This window comes from Aquabacterium sp., from assembly GCF_050725395.1.
Classification (GTDB): Bacteria; Pseudomonadota; Gammaproteobacteria; order Burkholderiales; family Burkholderiaceae_C; genus Aquabacterium.
Map to the genome: position 1 here is coordinate 146,809 of NZ_JBOHHL010000001.1, position 18,112 is coordinate 164,920.

The window sequence follows — 18,112 nt, forward strand, 5'->3', positions numbered from 1 at the left end:
TTTCAGGAAGTGAGTGTCAGTGGCGCGCCCTCACGCGGCCATTGACGACCGACACCTTGGCGCCCACGGCGTATTGCGTGTTCAGGGTGTATTCATGAACCGTGCCATTGTCCATGCGCACCGAGGTTCGGTAGACGGTGCTCTTCTTGACGTTTTTCTCGACCTCGTTGCCAGCGAAGCCGCCCGCCACGGCGCCGCCCACGGTCATCACCGTTTTGCCGGAGCCGCCGCCAAACTGGTTGCCGGCCAGGCCGCCCAGCACCGCACCGCCCACGGCGCCCAAGCCGGAGCCTTTGCCCTTGACCTGGCGTGCGGTGACGGAGGTGACTTCGCCGCAGGTGGATGGGGTGCATTGCACGCTGTTGGAGGTTGCGGCTTCAGCGCGCAGGCCGATGCCCACTCCACCGACCAGCAAAGCCGCGCCGACCAGCCATCCCACGGTGCGCATCATCGGACCTTGATCAGGCAGGGTCTTGGTTTTCAGGACATTTTTCATCTGGGTCTCCTCAGGGTGAAGGGCCAGTTTAGACCTCGCCGCCCAACCGCGCTTGTGCCAGGGTTGGGCCAGAGCCGGCCCCCGATTCCGGGTATTCCCGAAACGCTCGGGCATGGTCAGAATTCCTCACGAATTTCAAAACGAATGCCAGGGGGCAAGCAGTGATGTCGAGCAGTGGATGGCGCCATGGGTGCGCCTTGGCGTTGGCCTTGTTGTTGACGGCCTGTGGTGGTGGCGGATCGGATCCGCGCAAGACGGCCCATCAGGACGATCCCAACCGGCAAGCGGCCGGTGCGGACGGTGTGGCCGAAACGGCTTACCTGGTCATCGATGGGAATCCCTCGCAGTCGGCAGTCATTCCCCATGAGCTCTACCTGGTGGATCCGAACACCGGCGACGTGTTCAAGACCATCGACATCGGCCAAGGTGGCAGCCACGAGCTGGCCGGTGCGTTCACGCCCGCGGCGAATGGGCAAGGGGGCACGCGCGAAAACGCATCGGTGCTCTTTTTCATCCGCGATGACGGCCATGGCCAGGGTCGCCTGTTTCAGACCCCCCTGGTGGGCACGCAGGTGGGCGTTGAGACGCGCATCTCCAACCTCGCCGATGCCTGCGCCATCCGGGAAACCCAGTCGGCCAGGCTGGACGCCATCGCGACCTGGCTTAGGGTCGAGACCGCCGGGGCCGACCAAGACTGCAAGCAAACGCAGGACAACCAATACATGTTCGTGCGCTCGGACTTCGCAAGCACCGCGGCGCCCGTGGCTTCGCCTTTCGGTGACCAGGACGTGCTGGTCTGGGAATACAACGCCCAGGGCGAACTGACCTGGATCTATGGCTACGTCCCGCAGTTGCGGGCCTTGCGCGCCGTCCACGCCACCACGGCAGCGATCAAGGAGGTGTCGGGCGGCTTCACGGGCCAGGTGGTTCGACCTTTCAGCGCCTATCCAGGTGATGCCCACAAGAAGCTGGTCCGCGTGGACCGGGCCGTGCATGTGTTGAGCTGGCTCGATGGCGTGGCCACGCTCGGCCCGGCCATCATCACTTTCGCCGATCCATACATTGTTCATGTGCAGGCGGTCGATGACCAGGGTGCCTACTTCGCTGAGGGCTTGAACGTGCGGCGCATCAGTGCGCAAGGGGCGGTCAGCACTTTGGCGACCTTGCCTTCGGGCGGCGGCGCCGTCTCCGTGGAGGCGCAGACGCCCACGTCCTTGCTGGTCATCCAAGGGCCGGGCAATTCGGCCAGCAGTGGTCCCGTCGGTGCCGAGGCCCCGATCCCGTCATCCGACAGCACGCTGTGGCTGCTCAGCAAGACGGGTGTGGCCCGCCCCGTGGCTTCCGTGCCGAGCCCTGCCGGCCTTTTCGTGGCAGGCGTGTCTGGCGAAACCGTGGTCTATGGCACCAGCGACGGTGCCGATCCTTCCAACAGGTTCGTGACCCTCAAGGCTTTCATGGCGAACCTGCCATCGCAGGCACCCAAGCTGGTGGCTTCGGATGTTCGTTATCTCTACGGCGTGGGCAGCCGCCAGGTGGATGCCTACGGTGACAATGCGACCTCGCACCTGTTGTGGTGCGACGTGGCAGGCCAGAGCCACCAATGCCGGGAGGATCGCCTGCGGAGCTACAGCCTGGTCACCGGCGATGTGCTGATGCTCGGACCGCAGGCCATGCCCGTGGGCAGCCCAAGCTGGGAGCTGAGCTTGGGGGATGTGGATTACATCGACCAGCAGGGCCGCGGCATCCTGGAAGGTTTCGTGCAGGACCCCGGCATGCTGGAGGACGAATTCTCCCGGGTTCATTGGCTCCTGAACGTCGACCAGGCCCAGTCCATCAAAGGCGTCATCGCGCTGCCTTGAGGCTTCTTCTTCAGTCCTTGGGAATGGGGCGCGGACGGCCTTCGCTGTCCGTGGCCACGTAGGTGACCTTGGCCTCGGTCACCTTGACCAGGTGCGGATCGGACGGCCGGCGCTCGGCCCAGACCTCGACGTGCACGCTGACCGAGGTGTTGCCGATGCGGTCCACGCGGGCATAGAAAGACAGCAAGTCGCCCACCGACACGGCTGAGCGGAACACGAACTCGTTGACCGCCACCGTCGCGATGCGGCCCTTGGCGATGCGCGCGGGCAGCAGGCACCCGGCCAAGTCCACCTGCGACATGATCCAGCCACCGAAGATGTCGCCATTGCCATTGGCATCGCGGGGCATGGGCATCACGCGCATGACCAGCTCCATGTCGGGCGAGAGGTCGGGGGGGGTGAGCAGGGTATTGCGGGGGGAGGCAGCAGTCATGGGGAATCCGGTCGACAATCGACGCACAACGAGTAGGTAGAAACGATTGTTCCAGAATGCGCCGCACCGCAACCGCCTTGACCCCTGAAAATCCGGCATCCGACACGAAAACGGAAAGCCGTCGTTCCGATCTCGACACCTTGTCGCGCCTGTGGCCCTATTTGTGGGCCTACAAAGGCCGCGTGGTGCTGGCCCTGGCCTTCATGCTGGGCGCCAAACTGGCCAACGTGGGCGTGCCCTTGCTGCTCAAGAACCTCGTCGATCGCCTGGCGCCCAACGCTGGCGCTGCCCAGGCCTTGCTGGTGGTGCCGGTGGGCCTGCTGGTGGCCTATGGCCTGTTGCGCTTGTCGACCTCGCTGTTCACCGAGTTGCGGGAGCTGGTCTTCGCCAAGGCCACCGAAGGCGCGGCGCGGCGCATCTCGCTGCAGGTGTTCGCGCACTTGCACGCCCTGAGCCTGCGCTTCCACCTCGAGCGCCAGACCGGCGGCATGACGCGCGACATCGAGCGCGGGACCCGCGCCGTGCATTCGCTGATCTCGTACTCGCTCTACAGCATCATCCCCACGCTGATCGAGGTGGTGCTGGTGCTCACCCTGCTGGCCACGAAGTTCGACATGGCCTTCGCCTGGATCACCCTGGCAGCGCTGGTCGTCTACGTGAGCTTCACGGTGACCGTGACGCATTGGCGCACGCGCTTTCGCCGCGAGATGAATGAGCTGGACTCGAAGGCCCACACGCGCGCCATCGATTCGCTGCTCAACTTCGAAACGGTGAAGTACTTCAACAACGAGGCTTTCGAAACCCGACGTTACGACGAGAGCCTGGACCGCCTGCGCAGCGTGGCCGTCAAGGCGCAGCGCAGCCTGTCTTTCTTGAATGCGGGCCAGCAAACCATCATCGCCACCGGCCTGATCGTGATGCTGTGGCGTGCCACCCAGGGCGTGGTCGAAGGCCGCATGACCGTGGGCGACCTGGTCATGGTCAACGCCTTCATGATCCAGCTCTACATCCCGCTGAACTTCCTGGGCGTGATCTACCGCGAGATCAAGCAGTCGCTCACCGACCTGGACAAGATGTTCAACCTGATGGAGCGCGAGCGTGAAGTGGCCGATGCGCCGGATGCCAAGCCCTTGTTGCTCAAGGGGCCGCCTTCGGTGCGCTTCGACCACGTGAACTTTGCCTACGACCCCAAGCGGCCGATCCTGCACGAGGTGAGCTTCGAGATCCCGGCCGGGCAGACCGTGGCGGTGGTCGGGCCCTCGGGCTCGGGCAAGTCCACGCTGGCGCGCCTGCTCTACCGCTTCTACGACATCCAGCCGGGCCAGGGCCGCATCACCGTCAATGGCCACGACGTGCGCGGCCTGAGCCAGGACAGCCTGCGCCGCAGCATCGGCATCGTGCCGCAGGACACCGTGCTCTTCAACGACACGGTGGCCTACAACATCGCCTATGGCCGGCCCGAGGCCACGCGCGAAGAAGTGGAAGCCGCGGCCCGCTCAGCGCGCATCCACGACTTCATCGTCAACGTGCCAGGTGGGTATGACACCGTGGTGGGTGAGCGTGGCCTGAAATTGTCGGGCGGTGAGAAGCAGCGCGTGGCCATCGCCCGCACCTTGCTGAAAGACCCGCCCATCCTCGTGTTCGACGAGGCCACCTCGGCGCTCGACTCCGCCAACGAACGCGCCATCCAGGCCGAGCTGGCGGCCGTGGCCCAGGGCAAGACCGTGCTGATCATCGCGCACCGCCTGTCCACCATCGTGCATGCCAACGAGATCCTGGTGATGGAGGCCGGCCGTATCATCGAGCGCGGCACGCACGCGCGCCTGCTGGCGGCCGACGGGCGCTATGCGCAGATGTGGCGTTTGCAGCAGAGCGAGCAGGTGGCCGCGCCGGCCCTTTGAATGGGGGAACCTCGTGTTCATGTGCATTGACAGCGAAGCAAGGCATGCCAACATGGGACGGCGTTCAATGAACGCTTTTTTCAACTTGACGCCATGACGTCACAGGGAGATGACATTGAAATCGATGAAGAAAAGCGCCTTCAAGGCGTGTAGCTTGGCCATCGTCATGATGGCCATGGGCGGCCTGGCCCGCCAGGCCGAGGCGGCCAGTTTCAACCTGGGCACGGTCTCCACCACTCCCACCTCGTTTTCAGCCACGCCAGTGCTGCCAGCGGTGACCAGCGAGAACTACCGCCAGCGCAGCGTGGAGATCGACGACACCTACAACTTCACGGTGACCACGAAGAGCGCTCTGAACGCTTCGCTGACCAGCACCTCTTTTGGTGGGATGGGCGGCGTGCTCAATTGGAACCTGAGTTATTCGCTGCTTGATGCGCAGTCGAACCTGGTGGCGACGGGCGTGCTCAATCCCAACCCGGTGACCTGGAAGGGTGGCCAGTGTCAGGTCTACCAAGGGCAGCAGGTCAATTGCACCGACACGTATTACTCTTACACCACCCAATTGGCCGCCAATGAGCTGCAAGCCGGGCAATACCAATTGCGCATCACCGGAACGGAGTCAAGCCAGCTTTATGGCGGCGAGGGTAACCCTTATGCTGGCTTGGTGTCCACCACGCCGGTGCCAGAACCAAGCACGGCCTTGACGCTCGGCCTGGGCCTGGCGGGCCTGGGTTGGATGACCCGCCGAAAGGTGGCCAAAGCCGCCTGATCCTCACCTTAGGGGCTTGCCCGATCGGGCAGCCCGAGGCTATACTCTGCCTCCTTTTTAAGCAGCCCTGGCGCCTTTGCAATGCCGCAAGCGCCGGGGCTGCTTTGTCTTGTCTGGCCCGCTGTTTCACGCCATTTCAATGCACATTGGCCCCATTTCCCTGCCGAATCGCCTGTTCGTGGCCCCCATGGCAGGGGTGACGGACCGGCCGTTTCGCCAGCTGTGCAAACGGCTGGGGGCGGGTTACGCCGTGAGCGAAATGGTGACCAGCCGCAAGGAATTGTGGAACACGCTCAAGACTTCTCGCCGTGCCAACCACGAGGGCGAGACCGCACCCATCGCCGTGCAGATCGCCGGCACCGAGCCGGGCATGATGGCCGAGGCCGCCGCTTACAACATCGACCGTGGCGCCCAGATCATCGACATCAACATGGGTTGCCCGGCCAAGAAAGTCTGCAACAAATGGGCAGGCTCGGCGCTGATGCAGGACGAGGCCCTGGCATTGCAGATCGTGGAAGCCGTGGTGGCCGCTTGTGCGCCGCACGGCGTGCCCGTGACCTTGAAGATGCGCACTGGTTGGTCGGCCCTGAACAAGAACGCCGAACGCATTGCCCGCGCCGCTGAAAGCGCGGGCATCGCCATGCTGACCGTGCACGGCCGCACCCGCGAGCAGGGTTACAAAGGCCTGGCCGAATACGACACCATTGCCGCCGTCAAGGCCGCGGTGAAGGTGCCGGTGGTGGCCAACGGCGACATCGTCAGCCCTGAAAAAGCGCTGGAAGTGCTCCGCTACACCGGCGCCGACGCCATCATGGTGGGCCGCGCCGCGCAAGGCCGCCCCTGGATCTTCGGTGACATTGCACACTTCCTGGCCACCGGTGAGCGCCGTGCCCAGCCTTTGACCGAACAGGTCAAACAATGGCTGCTGGAACACCTGGACGACCACTATGGCCTGTACGGCGAATTCATCGGCGTGCGCACCGCGCGCAAGCACATTGGCTGGGCCGTGCGCGCCTTGCCGGGCGGTGAAGCCTTCCGCAGCCAGATGAACCAACTCGATGTCTGTTCGGCCCAAGTGCAGGCCGTGACGGATTTTTTTGACCAGCTGAGTTTGAGCCACGTTCGCCTGCCGAGCGTGGCAGCCCAACTCGGCGAAGACGATGACGACGCCACGCAGACCGCCGACCAGGTCCTGTGCATGGCGAACTAGAAGCACCATGAGCAAGAAGAACATCCAAGACTGCATCAAGGACAACCTGGAAGGCTATTTCCATGACCTGCGGGGCGCCGAGCCGTTCGCCGTGTACGACATGGTCGTGAACGCGGTGGAGCGGCCCATGCTCGAGGTGGTGATGGAGCGCGCCGAGGGCAACCAGTCGCGCGCCGCCGAATGGCTGGGCATCAACCGCAACACCTTGCGCCGCAAATTGATCGAGCACAAGCTCATCAAGTGAACCTGATTTCATTTTCATCTCTGACCTGAAGCATCCCCCATGAGCCAAAACCTCACCGCGCTGTTGTCCGTGTCCGACAAGACCGGCATTGTTGAATTCGCGCAAGCGCTGCACGCCCAAGGCGTCAAGCTGCTGTCCACCGGCGGCACCGCCAAGCTGCTGGCCGACCAGGGCCTGCCGGTCACGGAAGTGTCCGAGGTGACGGGCTTCCCCGAGATGCTCGATGGCCGCGTCAAGACCCTGCACCCGCGCGTGCACGGTGGCCTGCTGGCCCGCCGCGACCTGCCCGAGCACATGGCCGCCTTGAAAGAGCACGGCATCAACACCATCGACATCCTGGTGGTCAATTTGTACCCCTTCGCGCAGGCCACGGCCAAGGCCGATTGCACGCTGGAAAACGCCATCGAAAACATCGACATCGGCGGCCCCACCATGCTGCGCGCCGCCGCCAAGAACTGGCAGGACGTGGCCGTGATCATCGACCCGGTCGACTACACGCAGGTGCTGTCTGAACTGAAGGGCGAAGGCCTGACCCGTTCCACCAAGTTCATGCTGGCCAAGAAAGTGTTCGCGCACACGGCGGCCTACGACGGCATGATCACCAACTACCTGACCGCGCTCGAAGCCGGCAGCGAGTTGAAGACCGAAGCCGTGCCCGTGCGGGAGGCCTACCCCGCCGTCTACAACCTGCAGCTGCAGAAGGTGCAGGGCATGCGCTATGGCGAGAACCCGCACCAGTCCGCGGCTTTCTACAAGGAAGCCCAGGCTGTGGAGGGCACGCTCTCGCAATGGACGCAGATCCAGGGCAAGGAGCTGTCCTTCAACAACATCGCCGATGCCGATGCGGCCTGGGAATGCGTGAAGGCCTTTGAAGAGTGCGCCTGCGTGATCGTCAAGCACGCCAACCCTTGCGGCGTGGCCGTGGGCGCGACGCCGCTTGAGGCTTACCAAAAGGCCTTGAAGACCGACCCCACCAGCGCCTTTGGCGGCATCATGGCCTTCAATCGCCCGATCGATGCCGACGTGGTCGAGGCCATCAACGCCAACAAGCAGTTCGTGGAAGTGGCCATCGCGCCCGCCATCACGCCCGCGGCCCGCGCGGCCTACGCCGGCAAGCAGAACGTGCGCTTGCTGGAAGTGCCCATCAGCAAGCTCAGCAATGCGCTTGATTTCAAGCGCGTGGGCGGCGGCATGCTGCTGCAATCGGCCGACAACATCGACCTGGTCGGTGAGGTGAAGGTGGTGAGCGAAGTCAAGCCCACCGAGCAACAGATGAAGGACATGCGTTTTGCGTGGACCGTGGCCCGCTTCGTCAAGAGCAACGCCATCGTGTTCTGCAAGGATGGCATGACCATGGGCGTGGGCGCTGGCCAGATGAGTCGTTTGGACTCGGCCCGCATCGCCTCGATCAAGGCTGGCCACGCCGGTTTGACCTTGCAGGGCTCGGCCGTGGCCTCGGATGCCTTCTTCCCCTTCCGCGATGGCCTTGACGTGGTGGTCGATGCGGGCGCGACCTGCGTGATCCACCCCGGTGGCAGCATGCGCGACGACGAAGTGATCGCGGCGGCCAACGAGCGTGGCATCGCCATGGTGTTCACGGGCACGCGCCACTTCCGGCACTGATGTGAAAAAGGCCCCGAGGGGGCCTTTTTCAATGAGCTTGCCGCGTCTTCTTCCGCTTGACGCTCACCAGCATCATGCCGGCCAGCACCAGGCCGACGGTCGTGGGCTCTGGTACCGCCGTCAGCAGGACCGTGCGGTATTCCTGGTTGTGAACCGCCAGGCCCAGCATTTCGCCAGCGTTGTTGATGCTCACGATGTCGCTCAGGATCCAGTCGGCGTAGCTGGCACCGAGCTGCTCTTGCAGATCCACCAGCCCGTCCTTGCCGTACAAGAAGTAGTGGATGTTGCCGCGGAGGTCGCCATACGAGCCGATGACCTGACCCACGTCATTGATGTCGACCGGGTTGCCGCCATCCACCAGCGCGGTCATCTGGCCCCCTGAATACAGGAAAGCCTTGCCCGAAGACACGCCGATGACCTGGCCCGCGTTGTTGATGCCATAACCAACGCTGTACTCGGGCAGACCCGAACCTGCCTGCCAGGCGAGGGCGCCCAGGTCGCTCATGGTGCCGTTTTGGTAGATGAAGGCGCGTTGCTGCCCAGCGCTGTTGAAGGAAGAGCCGGTCACGGCCCCCGCGTCGTTGATGTCCAGGGCGCTGGTGCCGTCGGTGCCGCCGAGGTTGCCGATGTCGGTGGCCTGGCCTTGGCTGGACAGCACGTAGGAGCGGGAGGGTTCCCCGTTCTGGGTGGTGAAGTCGCCGACGATCTGTCCGGATTGGTTGATGCCCCGGGCGTAGGCATAGTTGCCGCCCAGGTCCTGGGTGGTGCCGCCTTTGTTGACGAAAGGCCGGTAACTGGACGGGTTTTCGGCGGAGCCGACCACTTGCCCGAGGTTGTTCAAGCCGGTGGGCGTGCTGTTGCCGCCACCCAGTGTGCCCAGGTCCTTCAACTGGCCCGCTGAATACAGCGCGGCGTGGTTGAACAGGTTGCCTTGGGCGTCGGTGGTGAAGAGGATGCCGGCGATGTCCCGGGCATCGTTGATCTTGACCGGCCGGAAGTCAGCGCTGAGGCCCAGGTCGGTGATCTTGTAATGGGGGGAAGCGGCCGCCGAAGCGTGGGCCGAGAAACCGATGGCCAGGGCCACCGCGGAAAACTGAATGAGTTTCATGTCGAAAGGAATCCGTGAAATTTATTATAGGTGGCCAAGCACACCCGGTGATATTGCACGCGGGCTGCGGTTTGCTCAAGAAGAACTTTCACTGATGGCCCGCCTTGTCCGACATTCCAAGGGCGGTCGAATCAATCTGTCGACGAAATTACGAGCGGACACAGGTTTGGCGGGCATGGGGTCAAATTCGGTCGGTGTGGAATTCGCTCAAGGTCCAGTTGGGGTGCTGAGCCACCAACGCGCGGAAGGCCTGATGGCGGCAGCTCCAGGCCATGGTCTCGAAGGGATGGGGTTGGCAGCGGAAACCCAAGCGTCGCAATTCCTGTTCCAGGTCTTGGCGGTAGGTCGTGATCACCACATAGTCGGCTTCGGCTTGATAGGCGTGCTGCAGCACCTTCCACAGCAAGGCCCTCAGGGCCCGCTTGCCCGAGGGCAGGGGCACCAGCGTGTCGGCCACCACCAAGGCCTGGCGCTGGCCGTCCAGCGGCGTCAGGCACGTCGCCATGCAGGCCTCCAGCCCGTCCTTTGACCAGGCGCCCCACAACTGGCAGGGGGTGCGGGGGTTGTCGATCAAGCGCCAACGCCACTGCGCGGGCGTGCGTTCATCGTGGACCAGCGAGGTCGCCGCCTGCCGTTGCTGCAGGGTGTCCAAGGCTTCCAGTTCGCCCGGCTCGGTCAGAGGGCGCACGTCGAGGCCGATGGCCCAGGGGGCCAGCAGCAGGGCGTTGGCCGCGCGGATGAGGTTTTCGGCGGCAGAGACGATGGCGCCGGACCGCAGCGGCGCGCGCAGGCGTGTCTTGATGAAGTGCCCGAGCCTGACAGGGTGCACGTGGGTGCGTCGGTTGGGCAGGGCGTCGAACAGGCGGTTTACCATGCCGATGGAATGAGTATTGGAGCCGATGGCCAGGGTGGCCTCCGCCTGTTCCTGCAAAGCCAGGTTCAACCACGCCCCCACGCCCGCGCCTTCCAGTTCCGGCTGGATCATGATGTCCATCAGGGACAGGGCTTGGCAGGCGAGCGGTCCGCAGCGCAGGGCCAGGTCCTGGGTGCCCACCATGCCGAGGATGTCGCCGTGGCGGGCCAGCAGCCAGCAGTCGCCGCCGCCCTGGCCAGCGCGGCCCAGGCGGTATCGCCACGACAGGTAGGCTTGGTCGTCCCAGCCGAGTTGATCGCCCAGCACGCGCGCGCGCAACGCCAGCATGCCTGGCAGGTCGTCGAGGGTGGCAGGCCTCAGGCTGGCCATCAGCTCAGCGGGGGGCATGGCCAGCGCGCGGGCCACCAGGCGCGTGGTCTGGGCCAGCGATGGGCGGGGGCGGGCGTTGCTGCTGCTGTGCTTGTTCACCGGGGTCTTCAATCGCTGAGCACGCCGTGCCGCTTCAGGAATGCCAGGGCGTCGCCGATGCTCTGCAGGGTGCGGGATTCCTCGGCGCTCAGTTCCAGTTGAAAGCGTTCGTCGAGCTCGGCGATCAGCATCAGGGCACCCATCGAGTCCCAGCCGGGGATGCTCTCGCGAGAGACCTCGGCGCTCAACTGCTCGGCGGGCTCCATGAAGCATTCCGAGAACATGGCCAAGGCCTCGGTGGTGGAGATGGGGTTCACAGGGGACTCCTCGGTGGCGCGTCCGGCGCCTGGCAGGTGTGGTGAAGCAAGGGCGTGCCGGGGTGCAGCGTGAGGATGGTCGAGCCCCATGAGAGGCCGACGCCGTAGCCCAGCAGCATGAGGCGCATGGGCTGCTCGCCGCGTTCGGCCAGCGATCGGGTCAACGTCAAGGGCACCGAGGGGCCGCCGCAGTTGCCCATGTCTTCAAGGATGAAGGGCACCCGGTCTTCCGGCAGTTCGCACTTCTTGATGAGGTGCTTCATGATGAACCGGTTGGACTGGTGGAAGATGTACGCGTCGATGTCGGCCACTTGCAGCCCGGCGTAGGCCAGGGTGTCCTTGATCAGGGCAGGCACGCGCTTGATCGTGAAATTGAAGACGCTGGCGCCGTCCATGCGCAGTCGCAGGTCGCGCGGGTCGGCCGGGCGTGGGTCGCGGAAGCCACCACCCTTGATGATCAGGCTGTCGGCGCCGCTGCCATCGGTGAACAGGCCGAAGCTGGCTTCGTCTTGGTCATCGCCCGTGTGTTCAAGGGCCGTGGCCGAGCCCGCGTCGCCGAACAGCAGGCTGGTGGCCTGGTCTTGCGGGTCGATGAAGAGGCTGGGCGTTTCGCCGTGCAGCACCAGGATGCGCTGGTGCCCGCCACCGCGAAGCATGGTCGCGGCCAGGTACAGGCCATAGGGATAGCCGGAACAGCCCAGGCCCACATCGAAGGCGGCGCACTGGTCGCTCAAGGCCAGCCGCGCATGGACGATGCAGCTGGACGAGGGCAGGAAGTGGTCGGGCGACTGGGTGACCATGATCAGGCCGGTGATGGATTCGGGCGCCCAGCCCAAGGCGTCCAGCAGGCGTTGCGCGGCGTCGGTGCACAGGTCGACGGCGGTGACACCGGGCGTGACGACATGGCGGTGGCGAACGCCGGCCATGGAGACGACCTTGCGCACCTCGACCGCGCCGAAGTCCTTGCCGGCTTCCAGGTTGTCGACCCGGGTTGGCGGCACGCAGGTGCTGACGCCCGCCACCTTGAAACCGTGCAGGCGCGAGAAGCTCATGCGATCGCCTCCTTGTGGCGGGCCAGGATGGCGCGGGGTTGGCCTTCGGCGTCCAGCGCGGATTCGACCACGTCGTAGTGGCCGGCCTTGTTCAGCCATTGCATGACGGCGGGGCCCTGGCCCAGGCCGACTTCGAAGACCAGCCAGCCGGCGGGTCGCAGGTAGCGGGGGGCTTCGCGCATCAACCGTTGCAGGATGCGGACGCCGAAGGGGCCGCCATCGAACGCCAGGCGCGGCTCGAAACCGACGATCTCGGTGGGCATGGTGTCCAGCTTGCCGGATGAGATGTAGGGTGGGTTGCAGACCAGCAGGTCCACCTGGCCATGGAAGTCGGGGTCGTCGAAAGGCGCCAGCAGGTCGCCGCTGCGGCATTGGACCCGGCCTTGCAGGCCGAGGTGGACGGCGTTGGCCTGGGCCAGGGCCACGGCGTCTTCCGACAGGTCGGCGGCGAAGACCTGGGCGCGGGGCTCGCCGTGCGCCAGGGCCACGGCCAGGTTGCCCGAGCCAGTGCAGACATCGATGACCTTGACGGGGCGTTCACCTGCGGTGCTTGCCACCTGCTTGAGCAAGGTCAAGGCGGTGCGCGCCAGCAACTCGGTTTCCTGGCGTGGAATCAAGGCTTGCGGGCCGGCCAGCAGTTCCAGGCCCATGAAGTGCTGGCGGCCGGTCAGGTGGGCCAGGGGCGTGCCGCTCAGGCGCTGTGCGGTCAACTCGTCCAGCCTGAGGAGTTGCGCGGCGTTCAACTCAGGCAGGGGTTGCCGCGTGGCGGCCTCGATGGACAGGGGCTGTCCGCCGGCCAGGTGCCAGAGTGCTTGCAGGGCCGAGGTGCTGGTTTCTTCCGGCTTGTCGGGCAGGGTGCGCAAGGCCGCGTCCAGGCGGGCCAGGCGTTCGGTGAACAACGGATGGTGGGTGTCCATGTCGGCTTGGGCTTCAGTCAGACACTTGGGGGATGGGCTCGACCAGGGCCGGGCGCGCGTGCAGGTAGTGGGTGGCGCGGCGCTTGGCCTCGATGTCGGTGTACAGGTGCTGGGCTTGTGCTTCTGTCAGGTTCAGGGCCTGTGCCAGTTCGCCAGCCGGGCGGTGGTGGTTGTGCGCCCACAAGGCCAGGTCCATCTGCGGATAGGGCAGGGCGAAGTAGAACTCGTCCTGGCCTTGCTGCAGGCTGTAGGTGTCGGTGGTAGGCATGGCTGCGCACACGGCCTCGGGCAGGCGCAGGTGGCGTGCCAAGGCATAGACCTGTGTCTTGTACAGGTGGGCGATGGGCTTGATGTCGGCGGCACCATCGCCGTTCTTCACGAAGAAGCCTTGGTCGTATTCCAGTCGGTTGGGGGTGCCGATGACGGCGTAATTCAGGCGGTCGGCGTGGAAATACTCCACCGTCTTGCGGATGCGCTGCTTGTGGTTGGTGGCGGCCACGATTTGCAAGTATTCGCGCAAGGGCAGGCGGGCTTCGTGCAGTTGGCCATCGGGCGATTGCACGATCAGCTTGAAGAAGTTGATGCGGCCTTCCATGCCGCCGGCGATGGCGATCTTGCTCTTCCATTGCTCGGTGTAGCCAGGGAAGACGGCACGCATGGCCTCGTCGCGCCAGCGGTAGCAGCCGATGGCCTCGACCGTGGGGCCGATGTTCTCAAGCTGGAAACCAATGCCAAGTTGCTCGGCCACCAACTGGCCTTGGTCGGCGCTGCCCGCGCTGGAGTCGCGTTCGGGCATCAAGAGGCCGAAGACTTTCTTGGGGCCAAGGGCGTGCACGGCCAGGGCGGCGCACACCGAACTGTCCACGCCACCCGACAAGCCGAGCACCACGCCGCGCTTGTGGAAGCCGCGCAGCGAGTCGACCAGGTGCCGGCCAATGCGCGCGACCTCGGCCTCGCAGTCCAGTGCCAGCACGTCGGGGGTGAGCGCGCTCATGGTGTCAAGCCGCCTTCTTGCGGTTGACGTAGGCCTCGATGGCGTTCAGGCCGTCGAGGTTCTCGGGCACCATGTCTTCGTCGGCGACCTGGATGCCGAAGGTGTCTTCGATGAAGACGATGAGTTCGAGGAAACCGGTTGAATCGACGATGTGCAGCTCCAGCAGCGAATCGGCATCGCTGAAAGGCTGTTCGTCGGACCCCATGATGAAGTTGTCGACGATGTACTGGCGGACCTGGTCTTTGATGCTGGACATGGTGTTGGGCGTGAAGTGGATGGGGTGGGCTCAGTTCAGCCCGGTCTTCTTGATCTTGCCGGTGTCGGTGGTGGGCAGTGAGGCGACGAACTCCACGTGCTTCGGGGCCATGAAGCTTTCGAGCTTGGTCAGGCAATGTTTGATGACGTCGCGTTCGGTCAATGCGACGCCTTCCTTCAGCACGACGAAGGCCTTGACGGCCTGGCCCAGCAAGTCGTCGGGCACGCCGACCACGGCGGCTTCGTAGACGCCTTCGTGCGCGTACAAGGCGTTCTCGACCTCGCGCGGGCTGACCTTCTCGCCCCGGCTCTTGATGATGTCGTCCTTGCGCGAGACAAAGTAGAGGTAGCCTTCGGCGTCAGTGCGGAACAGGTCGCCCGAATACAGCAGCACCTCGCCGGGCAGCGGGCCGGGCTTGAGGCGTTTGGCGGTCTCCAGAGGCTTTTCCCAATAGCCGCGCATGACGTTGCTGCCGCGGATGACGAGCTCGCCGGTGCTGCCGTTGGGCAGGCGCTGGCCGGCATCGTCGACCAGCCAGACCTCTTCATTGGGCATGCCCCGGCCCACGCTGGTGGGGCGCAGGTCGAGTTGCTCCGGTGGCAGGTAGGTCACGCGCTTGCATTCGGTCAGGCCGTACATCGAGAACAGTTGCGCCTGCGGGAACAGGCCGCGCAACTGGCGGATGCGTTCTTCGGGCAGGGCGGCGGCCGTGTTGGTGATCATGCGCAGGCCCGCCAGATCGTGCTGGTCCACGCGCTTGAGGTTCATCAGCATGGTGAACATGGTGGGCACGCCGGGAAAGACGGTGACGCGTTCGCGGGCCATCACCTCGAGCACCTTGACGGGGAAGGTGAAGGAGCGTTCCAGCACGATGGTGGCGCCGACCGCGAAGCCCATCAGCACCTGGTACAGGCCGTAGTCGAAAGCCAGGGGCAGGGCGCACAGGATGACGTCATCTTCCCGAAGGCCGAGGTAGCTGCCGACCGAGCGCGTGGCCGACACCATGTTCAGGTGGCTGAGCATCACGCCCTTCGGGTCGCCGGTGGAGCCCGAGGTGTAGATGATGCTGGCCAGGTCTTGGTCGATCAGCGGTGGGGCTTGCCAAGGCTGGCTGTTCAAGGGGCCGGTGAAGGGCCGGGTGCGTTCGTCCGTGGCTTCGGCCAGGCCGACGACGAGCACGGTGTGCACGGTCTGGTTGAGCGCCAGGGCCGCTTGGTGGCTGGAGGCCAATGTGGTCTGCGTGAGCAGCGCGCTGGCCCGGGCATCGTTCAAAAGGTAGGTCAGCTTGTCCTGCTTGGTCAGCGGATTGACGGGCATGAACACCGCGCCCGCTTTCAGCGCCGCGAAAATGCCCACCACCATCTCGACGGTGTTGTTCAGGAACAGCGCGACGCGGTCACCGCGCCGCACCCCGCGCTGTTGCAGGGCCAGCGCCAGTCGGTCGACCTGGTCGCGCAGTTGCGCGTAGCTGTGGCGCTCATCACCGCACACCAGGGCGGTCTTGTCCGGCAGGCGCGCGGCGGTCTGTTCGAAGAAGTGATGAAGCAGCGTGCTCATGAGCAGGCCTTGCCCTGGATGAACTGCTCGTGCAGCAGCATGGTCGAGAGGATGCCGACGAAGGCCATGTTGTCGGCGAAACCGATGGCGCGGCCGGCCCGGCATTTCTCGAACAATTTGCCCACGGCCTTGGGGTCGAAATAGCCAGCGTCGTTGAGGCGTGCGGGGCTGAACAGGTCGGCGACGTAGTCCACGGGGTGGCCGTTCTCGAAGAAGCTGGCGCTGTCGGGCGCGCGGTAGGGCTGCTTGGTGCGGGTGCGGATGCTTTCCGGCAGCAGGCCGGTCATCGAGCGCTTGAGCAAGTATTTCTCGGTCAGGCCCATGAGTTTGTAGCGGGGTGGCAGGCGGTTGGCGAACTCGATGACGCGGTGGTCCAGGAAAGGAAAGCGCCCTTCGAGGGAGTGGGCCATGGCGGGACGGTCGCCTTGCGAGCTGAGCAGGTAGCCGGACATGAGCGTGTGCGCTTCGACGTACTGGTCCTGGTTCAGCGTGGCCCATTGGCCGATGCTGGCGGGCAGGTGCGGGGCGATGGCGGCCAGGTGGTCACCGCCGGCCAGGCTTTGCCGCACCTCGGGCGCGAAGAACTGCCACAGGCGGCGCGTGGTGGTCCAGCGTGGGCCGTGCGCGAAATGCGCTTGGCCCAGGTGTTCGGCGCCTTCGCTGAAAAAACGTTGGGCCAGCACGCGGCTGGCGGCGGGCGAGTGGCGCAGGTAGGGGTAGAGGCGGTCCATCAGCGCAGGCCGCATGGCCGAGGCGGGCCGCCGTGCCATGAAGCGGCGCACGCTGGCTTCCTTGAAGAGGTCGTAGCCACCGAAGACCTCATCGGCGCCTTCGCCAGTGAGCACCACCTTGAAGCCGGCTTCGCGCACGCTGCCGGCCAGCATCATCATGGGCGCGGGAGCGGTCCGCACGATGGGGCTTTCGGTGTGCCACACGGTGCGAGGAAAGTGGGTGGCGATGTCCGAGCGCTTGCAGCGCAAGGCCGTGTGCTCGGTGCCCAGGTAGGCGGCCATGTCCTGCTGGTGGGCGCTTTCGTCGAACTCTTCGTCTTCGAACGTGAGCGAGAAGGTGCGCAGTGGCGTGTCGGTGAAGTGCTTGATCAGGCTGGTGATGATGGACGAGTCGAGTCCACCGCTCAGGTAGGCCCCCACGGGCACGTCGGCCCGCAGTTGCAGGCGCACGGCGTCGATCAGCAGTTCGCGCAGCTCGTCGGCCAGGTCACCAGCGCTGCGGTGCGATTCGATGCGCTCGGGGTCGAAGTCCCAATCCCAGTAGCGTTCCAGGCGTGCCGTGGCCGGGCCGCCTTCGTCGATCACCATCAGGTGCCCGGGCGGCAAAGCCTGGATGCCTTCGAACACCGTGTTGCCGGGCAAGGGCGACCAGTAGGTGAAGGTCTCGCCCAGGCCCGGCAGGCTCAGACGGCGCGGCATGTCGGGCAGGGCCATCAAGGCCTTCACCTCGGAGGCGAAGGCCAGCCGCCGTCCCGCCCAGTGGTAGAACAGTGGCCGGATGCCGGTGCGGTCGCGGGCCAGCACCAGGCGTTGTCGACGGGCGTCCCACAGTGCGATGGCGAACTGGCCGTTCAGGTGATCGACGAAGCGTTCGCCGTGTTCTTCGTACAGGTGGACGATGACCTCGGTGTCGGACCGCGTGTAGAAGCGGTGGCCGGCCTGCTCCAAGGCCTGGCGCAGCTCCAGGTGGTTGAAGATCTCGCCATTGAAGACGACCTGCACGCTGCGGTCTTCGTTGTGGATGGGTTGGTCGCCGCCCGCGAGGTCGATGATGCTGAGGCGGGCATGGGCCAGGCCGATGGGCCCTTCGGCGAAAAAGCCACGCCCGTCCGGGCCCCGGTGGTGCAGGCGGCCGATCATGTCCTCCAGGGAGGCGCGCGCGACAGGGCCTGTCACGTCCAAAATCCCGGCTATACCGCACATGCTCCGCGAATCACTTCCCTATGAATGGCTCGGGTGATCCTAGCCACGATCCTGGCCGGGGCCTAGTCCTAATTCATGGGGGTCGAGGTGGAAAAAATGCGCATTCGGCCTCGAAACCACGCCAAGGCGGCCGGCTATGCTCGGGCCTTCACGTTTTGAA

The 18,112-nt window shown here is 65.1% G+C and carries 17 protein-coding genes; 6 read left to right on the forward strand and 11 right to left on the reverse strand.

Annotated features, from left to right (window positions below):
- Positions 1 to 16: 16 nt before the first annotated feature.
- Positions 17 to 496: a glycine zipper 2TM domain-containing protein gene (locus ACREB4_RS00665; protein ID WP_431586249.1), complete on the reverse strand. Its 480-nt coding sequence runs from the start codon at positions 494 to 496 to the stop codon at positions 17 to 19.
- Positions 497 to 660: 164 nt separating this feature from the next.
- Here ACREB4_RS00665 and ACREB4_RS00670 point away from each other — a divergent pair, with 164 nt between their 5' ends.
- The gene (locus ACREB4_RS00670; protein ID WP_431586250.1) at positions 661 to 2,355 is read left to right on the forward strand and encodes a hypothetical protein; all 1,695 of its coding nucleotides are present in this window, start codon (positions 661 to 663) and stop codon (positions 2,353 to 2,355) included.
- A 10-nt stretch (positions 2,356 to 2,365) separates the two neighbouring features.
- Here ACREB4_RS00670 and ACREB4_RS00675 read toward each other — a convergent pair whose 3' ends face one another.
- Positions 2,366 to 2,788, reverse strand: a complete 423-nt coding sequence (locus ACREB4_RS00675) for an acyl-CoA thioesterase (protein ID WP_431586251.1) — start codon at positions 2,786 to 2,788, stop codon at positions 2,366 to 2,368.
- 56 nt (positions 2,789 to 2,844) lie between these two features.
- Here ACREB4_RS00675 and ACREB4_RS00680 point away from each other — a divergent pair, with 56 nt between their 5' ends.
- The 5 genes from ACREB4_RS00680 to purH all read left to right on the forward strand — a co-directional run bounded on the left by ACREB4_RS00680 (position 2,845) and on the right by purH (position 8,535).
- Positions 2,845 to 4,689: an ABCB family ABC transporter ATP-binding protein/permease gene (locus ACREB4_RS00680; protein ID WP_431586252.1), complete on the forward strand. Its 1,845-nt coding sequence runs from the start codon at positions 2,845 to 2,847 to the stop codon at positions 4,687 to 4,689.
- Between the two features lie 154 nt (positions 4,690 to 4,843).
- Entirely contained in the window at positions 4,844 to 5,458 is a 615-nt protein-coding gene (locus tag ACREB4_RS00685) for an FxDxF family PEP-CTERM protein (RefSeq protein WP_431586253.1), read from the forward strand.
- A gap of 139 nt (positions 5,459 to 5,597) precedes the next feature.
- On the forward strand, positions 5,598 to 6,668 hold the full coding sequence (gene dusB / locus ACREB4_RS00690; RefSeq protein ID WP_431586254.1) for a tRNA dihydrouridine synthase DusB: 1,071 nt from the start codon (positions 5,598 to 5,600) through the stop codon (positions 6,666 to 6,668).
- A 7-nt stretch (positions 6,669 to 6,675) separates the two neighbouring features.
- A complete protein-coding gene (locus tag ACREB4_RS00695; protein WP_431586255.1) occupies positions 6,676 to 6,912 on the forward strand; it encodes a Fis family transcriptional regulator in 237 nt (78 codons plus the stop codon).
- Positions 6,913 to 6,951: 39 nt separating this feature from the next.
- Positions 6,952 to 8,535 (forward strand): bifunctional phosphoribosylaminoimidazolecarboxamide formyltransferase/IMP cyclohydrolase, encoded by a 1,584-nt coding sequence (gene purH / locus ACREB4_RS00700; protein ID WP_431586256.1) that lies wholly within the window; start codon positions 6,952 to 6,954, stop codon positions 8,533 to 8,535.
- A gap of 28 nt (positions 8,536 to 8,563) precedes the next feature.
- On the opposite strand, the gene ACREB4_RS00705 is transcribed toward purH, so the two are convergent.
- From ACREB4_RS00705 to asnB, 9 genes are all read right to left on the reverse strand, one after another.
- Entirely contained in the window at positions 8,564 to 9,643 is a 1,080-nt protein-coding gene (locus ACREB4_RS00705; RefSeq protein ID WP_431586257.1) for a PEP-CTERM sorting domain-containing protein, read from the reverse strand.
- A 181-nt stretch (positions 9,644 to 9,824) separates the two neighbouring features.
- Positions 9,825 to 10,985, reverse strand: a complete 1,161-nt coding sequence (locus ACREB4_RS00710; RefSeq protein WP_431586258.1) for a hypothetical protein — start codon at positions 10,983 to 10,985, stop codon at positions 9,825 to 9,827.
- An 8-nt stretch (positions 10,986 to 10,993) separates the two neighbouring features.
- Complete coding sequence (locus tag ACREB4_RS00715; RefSeq protein ID WP_431586259.1) at positions 10,994 to 11,242, reverse strand: acyl carrier protein; 249 nt, start codon at positions 11,240 to 11,242, stop codon at positions 10,994 to 10,996.
- Positions 11,239 to 12,294: a 3-oxoacyl-ACP synthase III family protein gene (locus ACREB4_RS00720; protein ID WP_431586260.1), complete on the reverse strand. Its 1,056-nt coding sequence runs from the start codon at positions 12,292 to 12,294 to the stop codon at positions 11,239 to 11,241. The genes ACREB4_RS00715 and ACREB4_RS00720 overlap by 4 nt, the downstream gene beginning before the upstream one ends.
- Entirely contained in the window at positions 12,291 to 13,211 is a 921-nt protein-coding gene (gene prmC / locus ACREB4_RS00725; protein ID WP_431586261.1) for a peptide chain release factor N(5)-glutamine methyltransferase, read from the reverse strand. The genes ACREB4_RS00720 and prmC overlap by 4 nt, the downstream gene beginning before the upstream one ends.
- A 13-nt stretch (positions 13,212 to 13,224) precedes the next feature.
- Positions 13,225 to 14,205, reverse strand: a complete 981-nt coding sequence (nadE, locus tag ACREB4_RS00730) for an NAD(+) synthase (protein WP_431586262.1) — start codon at positions 14,203 to 14,205, stop codon at positions 13,225 to 13,227.
- 4 nt (positions 14,206 to 14,209) lie between these two features.
- Positions 14,210 to 14,461: an acyl carrier protein gene (locus ACREB4_RS00735; protein WP_230177685.1), complete on the reverse strand. Its 252-nt coding sequence runs from the start codon at positions 14,459 to 14,461 to the stop codon at positions 14,210 to 14,212.
- Positions 14,462 to 14,491: 30 nt separating this feature from the next.
- On the reverse strand, positions 14,492 to 16,018 hold the full coding sequence (locus ACREB4_RS00740) for a class I adenylate-forming enzyme family protein (protein ID WP_431586263.1): 1,527 nt from the start codon (positions 16,016 to 16,018) through the stop codon (positions 14,492 to 14,494).
- A complete protein-coding gene (gene asnB, locus ACREB4_RS00745; protein ID WP_431586264.1) occupies positions 16,015 to 17,952 on the reverse strand; it encodes an asparagine synthase (glutamine-hydrolyzing) in 1,938 nt (645 codons plus the stop codon). Before asnB ends, ACREB4_RS00740 begins: the two co-directional genes overlap by 4 nt.
- Positions 17,953 to 18,112: the final 160 nt, after the last annotated feature.